Here is a 6,473-nt window from a genome sequence, read left to right on the forward strand (position 1 = left end):
GTGTCTGACCCACGTCATACGACTGCCGGGAGGCGTCCATGTTCGAGCGCTTCGGGGACCTGCCGCTGCATGTGCTCGTGATTCACCTGGCGGTGGTGCTGCTGCCGGTGGCCGCGCTCACGCTGATCGTCTTCGCGCTGGTGCCGAAGTGGCGCTGGTTCCTGCGGTGGCCGGCGTTGCTGCTGGGCATTGGTGCGCTGGTCTGCGCGTTCGTGGCGAAGAAGAGCGGCGAGGCGTTCGTGGCCGCGGTGCCGACGCTGCAGAAGCCGGTCGAGCTGCACGAGCAGCGTGGCAACCTGCTGTTCTGGTACTGCCTGACCTTCGCCGTGGTTGCCGTCGCCGCCTTCCTGCTGCTCGGCGGCACGTCTGCGCTCGCCAGCGGAAAGGGTGAGAAGGCAACGACGAGCCGCCCGCTCGAGCTCGTCACCCAGGCCGCGGTCGTGGTGATCGCCGTCCTCGTCCTCTGGCAGACCATCCGGACCGGCGATGCCGGCGCCAAGGCGGTCTGGGACGGCCAGCTCCCGGCTAAGTAGCGTCCTGCTGCGGTACGGCGTCCTGGCGGGTCTCGCGGCCTTCGCGGCTGGCGAGGAGCCGGCGGAACGACGCGACCCGCTCGGCGTCGGCGCGACCCTCGGCGACTGCCTCGTCGAGGGCGCAGTCGGGAGCGGTCTCGGTGTGGGTGCAGCCGCGCGGGCAGGTCTCGGCGATCTCGGCCAGGTCGGGGAAGGCGTGGATCAGCTGGTCCGGCTCGACGTGGGCCAGGCCGAAGGTGCGGATGCCGGGGGTGTCGATGAGCCATCCGCCGTCGGGCAGGCGCAGCACCAGAGTGTTGGTCGACGTATGACGCCCACGGCCGGTCACCTCGTTGACCACGCCGATCGCCCGGTCCGCACCCGGGATCAGCCCGTTCACCAGGGTCGACTTGCCGACGCCGGAGTGGCCGACGAGGACGCTCGTACGGTCGTCGAGTTGCGCACGGAGCTCGCTGAGGTCGCCACCTTGGTGGGTCGCCACGGATTCGACCCCGAGCGGGCGGTAGATCGACAGCAGCGGATCCGGGTCGGCCAGGTCGGTCTTGGTCAGGCACAGCAGCGGCCGCATCCCCGCGTCGTACGCCGCCACCAGGAAGCGGTCGATCAGTCCGGTCCGCGGCTCCGGGTTCGCGACTGCGACGACGATGACGAGCTGATCCGCGTTCGCGACCAGCGGTCGTTCGACCGGGTCGTCGTCATCGGCCGATCGGCGCAGCAGCGTGGTCCGGGGGAGTACCTCGACGATCCGGGCCAGCGTCCCTTCGGAGCCGCTGGCGTCGCCGTCGAGCTTGACCCGGTCACCGACGATCACACTCGTGCGGCCGAGCTGACGCGCCTTCATCGCGGTCACCTCGTGGCCTCCGTGGGCGTCCTGGACCCAGCAGGCGTACCGCCCGCGGTCGCGGGTGAAGACGAAGCCGATGGTGGCGTCGTCGTACGAGGGGCGGTCCTTGGTCCGCGGCCGGGTCCGGCGCTTCGGACGGTCGTACCGGGCCTCCTCGTCGTACCGCGACATCAGCCGGCGAGCCCGGTCCAGAGCTCTGGGAACTCGGGCAGGGTTTTCGCCGTGGTCCCGATGTTCTCGATCAGCACGCCGTCGACGAGCAGGCCGAGTACGGCGGCGGCGTGCGCCATCCGGTGGTCGTTGTACGTGCCGAAAAGCCCGCCGTGCAAGGGCTTCGGCCGAACGATCAGCCCGTCGGCCGTCTGCGTCACGTCACCGCCGAGCGCGTTGAACTCCTGCTCGAGCGCCGCCAGCCGGTCCGTCTCGTGGTTGCGCAGGTGCGCGATCCCCCGCAGGTACGACGGTCCGTCCGCGAACGCGGCCACCGCCGCGATCACCGGGCTGAGCTCGCCGACCTCGCTCAGGTCGAGGTCCACGCCCTGCACGCGACCGGTGCCGCGAACCGTCAGACCCTCGTCGGTGCTGGTGACCTCCGCGCCGAAGCGGGTGAAGATTTCACGCAGGTGGTCGCCGGGCTGGGTGGTCTGCGACGGCCAGCCGGTCACGGTGACCTCGCCGCCGGTGATCACGGCCGCGGCCAGGAACGGCGCCGCGTTCGACAGGTCCGGCTCGATCGCGGTGTCCAGCGCCCGAATGGGGCCAGGGGCAACGACCCAGCGGTTCGGCTCGCTGTCGTCGACCTGGACGCCGCGCTCGCGCAGCATGCCCACCGACATGTCCAGGTGCGGCTGCGACGGCACCGGCTTCCCGTCGTGCCGGATGTCGACGCCTTCGTTGTACCGGGCTCCGGCCAGCAGCAGCGCGGACACGAACTGGCTCGAACCGGACGCGTCGAGCGTCACCTTGCCGCCACGAACGGAGCCGGTGCCGGAGACCGTGTACGGCATCCGTCCGGTGCCCGCGTCGTCGATCTGTACGCCGAGGGTCCGCAGGGCGCCGAGGATGACGTCCATCGGACGCTCCCGCGCGTACGCGTCGCCGTCGAACGCGACCACACCGTCGGCCAGTGCGGCGACGGGTGGGACGAAGCGCATGACGGTGCCGGCCAGACCGCAGTCGACGCTCGCCGGGCCCTTCAGCGAACCTGGGGTGACGGTGACCGTCGTACCGCTCTCGCTGATGCCGACGCCGAGGGATACCAGCGCGGACCGCATCAGGGCGGTGTCGCGGGCGGCGAGCAGGCCGGTCAGGTGCGACGGCCCGTCGGCGAGCGCGGCGAGGATGAGAGCGCGGTTACTGATCGACTTCGATCCGGGCACCGTGACCCGGCCGGTGACCGGTCCGTTGACGCGCGGCGTCGGCCAGCCCTGCTCTGTACTCATCCCACTCCTTCGGCTCGTGTACTGCCTTGAGCCTAGGGCATGGGCGCTGGGGCGTTAGCCGACGTTCAGTTGCGCCTTGGCGAGTTTCGCGGCGTGCCGGGCCTCGCGGGCCAGGTCCTTGGCCTCGCGCTTGGCCGCCGTAGCGCCGCGCCTGGTCTCGCGCTTGGCTGCCTTCGCGCCGCGCTTGGTCTCGCGCTTCGCGGCCTTGGCGCCGTGCGTGGCGCGCCAGGCGACACCCGGCTTGCCCTCGGTGTCGACCGCGGCGAGCAACAGGCCGCCGAACAGGCCCAGGTTCTTCATGAACTGGATCCGCTGCGCGGCCCGCGTCTCCTTGTCCTTCATCTGCCAGAACGGGTGCCCGGCGACGGTCACCGGGATCAGCGTGGCCGCCAGCGTGGCGGCGCCGACCCGCCGGCCCTTGCCGCTGGCCAGCGCGAGACCGCCGAGGACCTGGACCGCACCGTTCAGGCGGACCAGGTTCACCGTGGTCTCCGGGATCCGGTCGCCGACCTGCGCCGGCGCGACCCGCTTCACCATCGGCACCAACCGGTCCGTCACCGGCTGGGCCTTGGGCACCAGTGGCTCCGGGTTGCGGATCGAGTTCACACCCTGCACGACGAAGATCATGGACAGCAACGGCCTGGCCAGAGCGCGCACGACAGTCATGCCTCCTTCATACACCAAGTTTTCGATGACTCCCGGTACCCAAGAGTCAGATCGCACACCCGTCAGGTCCGCAGGTGGGGTCGTCGGTCGCACCCGGGCTGGTGATGAGCGTGACCGGCTTGCGGTCCGCGTTCGCCCGCCGCAGGGCCTCCTGGAACACCTCCACGGGCTGCGCGCCGCTCACGCCGTACTTCTCGTCGATCACGAAGAACGGCACCCCGTTCGCGCCGTACGCCAGCGCCTGCGCCTGGTCCTCGGCGACCTCCTCGGTGTACGTCGTACTCGCGAGGACCTCCTGGACCCGGTCGGACGGGAGGCCGACCTCGGTGGCCAGCTCGGTCAGGGTGATGTGGTCGCCGACCGGGAGGCCGTCGGTGAAGTACGCCTTGAGCAGGCGCTCCTTCAGGCGGTCCTGGGTGTCGGCGGGCACCTGGCCGGACTCGACCAGCTCACGAGCGAGATGGAGCAGGCGGTGTGCGTCGACGGTGTTGGCGGACTTCGCCTGATCCAGGTGGTACTCGAGGCCGAGCTCCGAGGCGATCTCGGTGACGTGGGCGTTCGCCTGCACGCCCCACTCGCGGCCGCGCCCGTACTTCTCGCCGAGCCGGGTCGGCAGGTCCCGCGGGTCGTCGTTCGTCGACGACGGATCCAGCTGGAAGCTGTGCCAGACGATCTCGGCCCGGTCCCCGCTCTGCTCGAGCGCCTGCTCCAGCCGCCGCTTGCCGATGTAGCACCACGGGCAGACGACGTCGGACCACACATCAATACGCATGCTTGTCGGCAACTCGGAGCATTCCGGCGCTATTCCCAACCCGATCCGGTTGTGACGCGTCTGACGCTCCATGGACGAAGAACTGGTGCGCGGACTGTTGAAGGAGCAGCATCCGGACCTCGCCGACCTGGCGTTGGGTCAGGTGATCGGAGGCTGGGACAACCAGCTCTGGCGGCTCGGGGACGAGCTCGCGGTGCGGCTGCCGCGGACGGAGCGTGCGCCGGAGCTGCTGCGCAAGGAGTACCGCTGGTTGCCCGAGCTCGCGCCGCGGCTCCCGTTGCCGGTACCAGTGCCTCAGCGCATCGGCGAGCCGTCCGAGCGCTTCCCGCACACCTGGCTCGTCACCACCTGGGTCGGCGGCGAGCCGGCCGACCGTACGCCGATCACCGCGGTCGAGGCGGCCGACACACTGGCGACGTTCCTGCAGGCCCTGCACGTCGACGCGCCCGCGGACGGACCGGTCAGCTACGACCGGGGAGTCCCGCTGCGGACTCTGGGAATCGACGAGGACGCACCCGTTGCTGTCCGCAAGGTTTGGGACGAGGCCGTGGCCGCGCCGGAGTGGGACGGCGGGCCTGTGTGGCTGCACGGCGACCTGCATCCCGCGAACATCGTCGTCGCCGACGGGATGCTCACCGGGGTGATCGACTTCGGCGACCTGAGCGTCGGCGATCCGGCGTGCGACCTCGCCGCCGCGTGGGTGCTGTTGCCCGACGGTGCCGCCGACCGCTTCTTCGACGCCTACGCGGCCGCGGACGACGCGATGATCACGCGCGCCCGGGGCTGGGCCGTCGGCAAGGCGCTCGCGCTGATCTCGGTCGGCGATGCCGGGGACAAGGGTTTGCCCGGCGGCAAGCCGACCTGGGGCCCGGCGGGCCGGGCCGCTCTCAAGCGCTTGCTGTGACCGCGGGCCGGGCCGGTGATCGCCGATCGGCTCGGGTGCTGACAACCGTCCTTCGGTCGTGTCAGCACGGTGGCTGCTTGGTGTCAGGGCGGTCGTCGATCGTTTCAGTCATCAGGTCGTCAACAACGCATCAGGAAGGTACGACAATGCCTACTTTCAACACCCCCGAGCCGATCTCCGCTGTCCTGGACATCCCCGCGGGACGCGTCCAGTTCATCGCCGCCGACCGGACCGACACCGCCGTCGAGATTCTGCCCGCCGACCCCTCGAAGGGCCGCGACGTGAAGGTGGCCGAGGAGGCCAAGGTCGAGTACGGCGACGGCGTCCTGCGGATCGAGGTCGTCGCGAAGAACCAGTACTTCGGGCCGTCCGGATCCGTCGCGGTGACGGTCCAGCTGCCGGCGGGTTCCCGGGTCCAGGTGAAGGCCGCCAGTGCCGAGCTCCGGGCTGCCGGACGGTTCGGCGAGGTGGCCGTCGAGAGCGAGCACGGCTCGATCGACCTCGACGAGGTCGCGAGCGCCCGCATCACCACCACCGCCGGTGACGTCACGGTCGGCCGCCTCAACGGCCCCGCCGAGATTCGCACCAGCAAGGGCGACATCCGGGTCGCCGAGGCCGTCCGCGGCTCGGTCGTACTGCGCACCGTCGCCGGTGACGTGGAGATCGGCGCCGCTGCCGGGGCTTCGGCCTCGCTGGACGCCGGCACCACCACCGGACGGATCAGCAACGCGCTCAAGAACGCCGAAGGCGCCGCCGCCGAGCTGACCATCCACGCGACCACCACCGTCGGCGACATCGTTGCCCGCAGTCTCTGACCGCGTCATCGATCGAAGGAGTACATGATCATGTCCACCACCGAGCACGCCGCCGGCGTTCGCGGGCGGTGGCGGCGGACTGAACTCCACCGTCGACGACTACCACGCCGCCCGGGAGGCCCTGGCCCGCGACAACGTGCACATCTCGTTCGGGCAGGGGCAGCACGGCGGCTGGGGGTTCGGGATGGCTGTGCGCACCTACCGCGGCGACTACGCGCCGGTCGGCCAGTTCGGCTGGGACGGCGGGAGCGGTACCTCTTCGTACGCCGACCCGGAGAACCAACTCACCGGAATCCTGCTCACCCAGGTCGGGGCGTCCGCCCCGTACTCGGTACAGCTCATGCACGACTTCTGGACCACCGTCTACCAGGCACTCGCCTGAGCAGGCGTGGGGGGGGGGGGGGGGGGGGGGGGGGGGGGGGGGGGGGGGGGGGGGGGGGGGGGGGGGGGGGGGGGGGGGGGGGGGGGGGTGGGGGGGGGAGGGGGGGGGGGAGGGA

At 71.0% G+C, this 6,473-nt stretch carries 8 protein-coding genes; 4 read left to right on the top strand and 4 right to left on the bottom strand.

The features are described from left to right. Positions 1-38: 38 nt before the first annotated feature. Positions 39-533 (top strand): DUF2231 domain-containing protein, encoded by a 495-nt coding sequence (locus ACZ3HV_RS15015; protein ID WP_465684571.1) that lies wholly within the window; start codon positions 39-41, stop codon positions 531-533. On the opposite strand, the gene rsgA is transcribed toward ACZ3HV_RS15015, so the two are convergent. From rsgA to ACZ3HV_RS15035, 4 genes are read right to left on the bottom strand one after another with little or no spacing between them, the layout of a single operon-like run. Beyond that, positions 526-1,548 carry a ribosome small subunit-dependent GTPase A gene (rsgA, locus tag ACZ3HV_RS15020; RefSeq protein ID WP_465684573.1) on the bottom strand — a complete coding sequence of 341 codons (1,023 nt, stop codon included), beginning with the start codon at positions 1,546-1,548 and terminating at the stop codon, positions 526-528. The two genes, ACZ3HV_RS15015 and rsgA, sit on opposite strands and share 8 nt — an antisense overlap. Further along, entirely contained in the window at positions 1,548-2,819 is a 1,272-nt protein-coding gene (gene aroA / locus ACZ3HV_RS15025) for a 3-phosphoshikimate 1-carboxyvinyltransferase (protein ID WP_465684575.1), read from the bottom strand. The genes rsgA and aroA overlap by 1 nt, the downstream gene beginning before the upstream one ends. Positions 2,820-2,873: 54 nt before the next feature. Beyond that, positions 2,874-3,485 (bottom strand): DoxX family membrane protein, encoded by a 612-nt coding sequence (locus ACZ3HV_RS15030; protein ID WP_465684577.1) that lies wholly within the window; start codon positions 3,483-3,485, stop codon positions 2,874-2,876. A 46-nt stretch (positions 3,486-3,531) separates the two neighbouring features. Next, positions 3,532-4,257: a DsbA family oxidoreductase gene (locus ACZ3HV_RS15035; RefSeq protein WP_465684579.1), complete on the bottom strand. Its 726-nt coding sequence runs from the start codon at positions 4,255-4,257 to the stop codon at positions 3,532-3,534. A 70-nt stretch (positions 4,258-4,327) separates the two neighbouring features. Here ACZ3HV_RS15035 and ACZ3HV_RS15040 point away from each other — a divergent pair, with 70 nt between their 5' ends. From ACZ3HV_RS15040 to ACZ3HV_RS15050, 3 genes are all read left to right on the top strand, one after another. Next, positions 4,328-5,161 carry an aminoglycoside phosphotransferase family protein gene (locus ACZ3HV_RS15040; protein ID WP_465684581.1) on the top strand — a complete coding sequence of 278 codons (834 nt, stop codon included), beginning with the start codon at positions 4,328-4,330 and terminating at the stop codon, positions 5,159-5,161. 146 nt (positions 5,162-5,307) lie between these two features. Next, positions 5,308-5,976 (top strand): DUF4097 family beta strand repeat-containing protein, encoded by a 669-nt coding sequence (locus tag ACZ3HV_RS15045; RefSeq protein ID WP_465684583.1) that lies wholly within the window; start codon positions 5,308-5,310, stop codon positions 5,974-5,976. 184 nt (positions 5,977-6,160) lie between these two features. Beyond that, positions 6,161-6,358, top strand: a complete 198-nt coding sequence (locus tag ACZ3HV_RS15050) for a hypothetical protein (RefSeq protein ID WP_465684585.1) — start codon at positions 6,161-6,163, stop codon at positions 6,356-6,358. Positions 6,359-6,473: the final 115 nt, after the last annotated feature.

It is taken from the genome of Kribbella sp. NPDC020701 (assembly GCF_055562215.1).

What these genes read in the sequence shown, in the direction of transcription:
- ACZ3HV_RS15015 (WP_465684571.1), top strand. Translation starts at nt 39, where the DNA reads ATGTTCGAGCGCTTCGGGGACCTGCCGCTGCATGTGCTCGTGATTCAC.
- rsgA (WP_465684573.1), bottom strand. Translation starts at nt 1,548, where the DNA reads ATGTCGCGGTACGACGAGGAGGCCCGGTACGACCGTCCGAAGCGCCGG.
- aroA (WP_465684575.1), bottom strand. Translation starts at nt 2,819, where the DNA reads ATGAGTACAGAGCAGGGCTGGCCGACGCCGCGCGTCAACGGACCGGTC.
- ACZ3HV_RS15030 (WP_465684577.1), bottom strand. Translation starts at nt 3,485, where the DNA reads ATGACTGTCGTGCGCGCTCTGGCCAGGCCGTTGCTGTCCATGATCTTC.
- ACZ3HV_RS15035 (WP_465684579.1), bottom strand. Translation starts at nt 4,257, where the DNA reads ATGCGTATTGATGTGTGGTCCGACGTCGTCTGCCCGTGGTGCTACATC.
- ACZ3HV_RS15040 (WP_465684581.1), top strand. Translation starts at nt 4,328, where the DNA reads ATGGACGAAGAACTGGTGCGCGGACTGTTGAAGGAGCAGCATCCGGAC.
- ACZ3HV_RS15045 (WP_465684583.1), top strand. Translation starts at nt 5,308, where the DNA reads ATGCCTACTTTCAACACCCCCGAGCCGATCTCCGCTGTCCTGGACATC.
- ACZ3HV_RS15050 (WP_465684585.1), top strand. Translation starts at nt 6,161, where the DNA reads ATGGCTGTGCGCACCTACCGCGGCGACTACGCGCCGGTCGGCCAGTTC.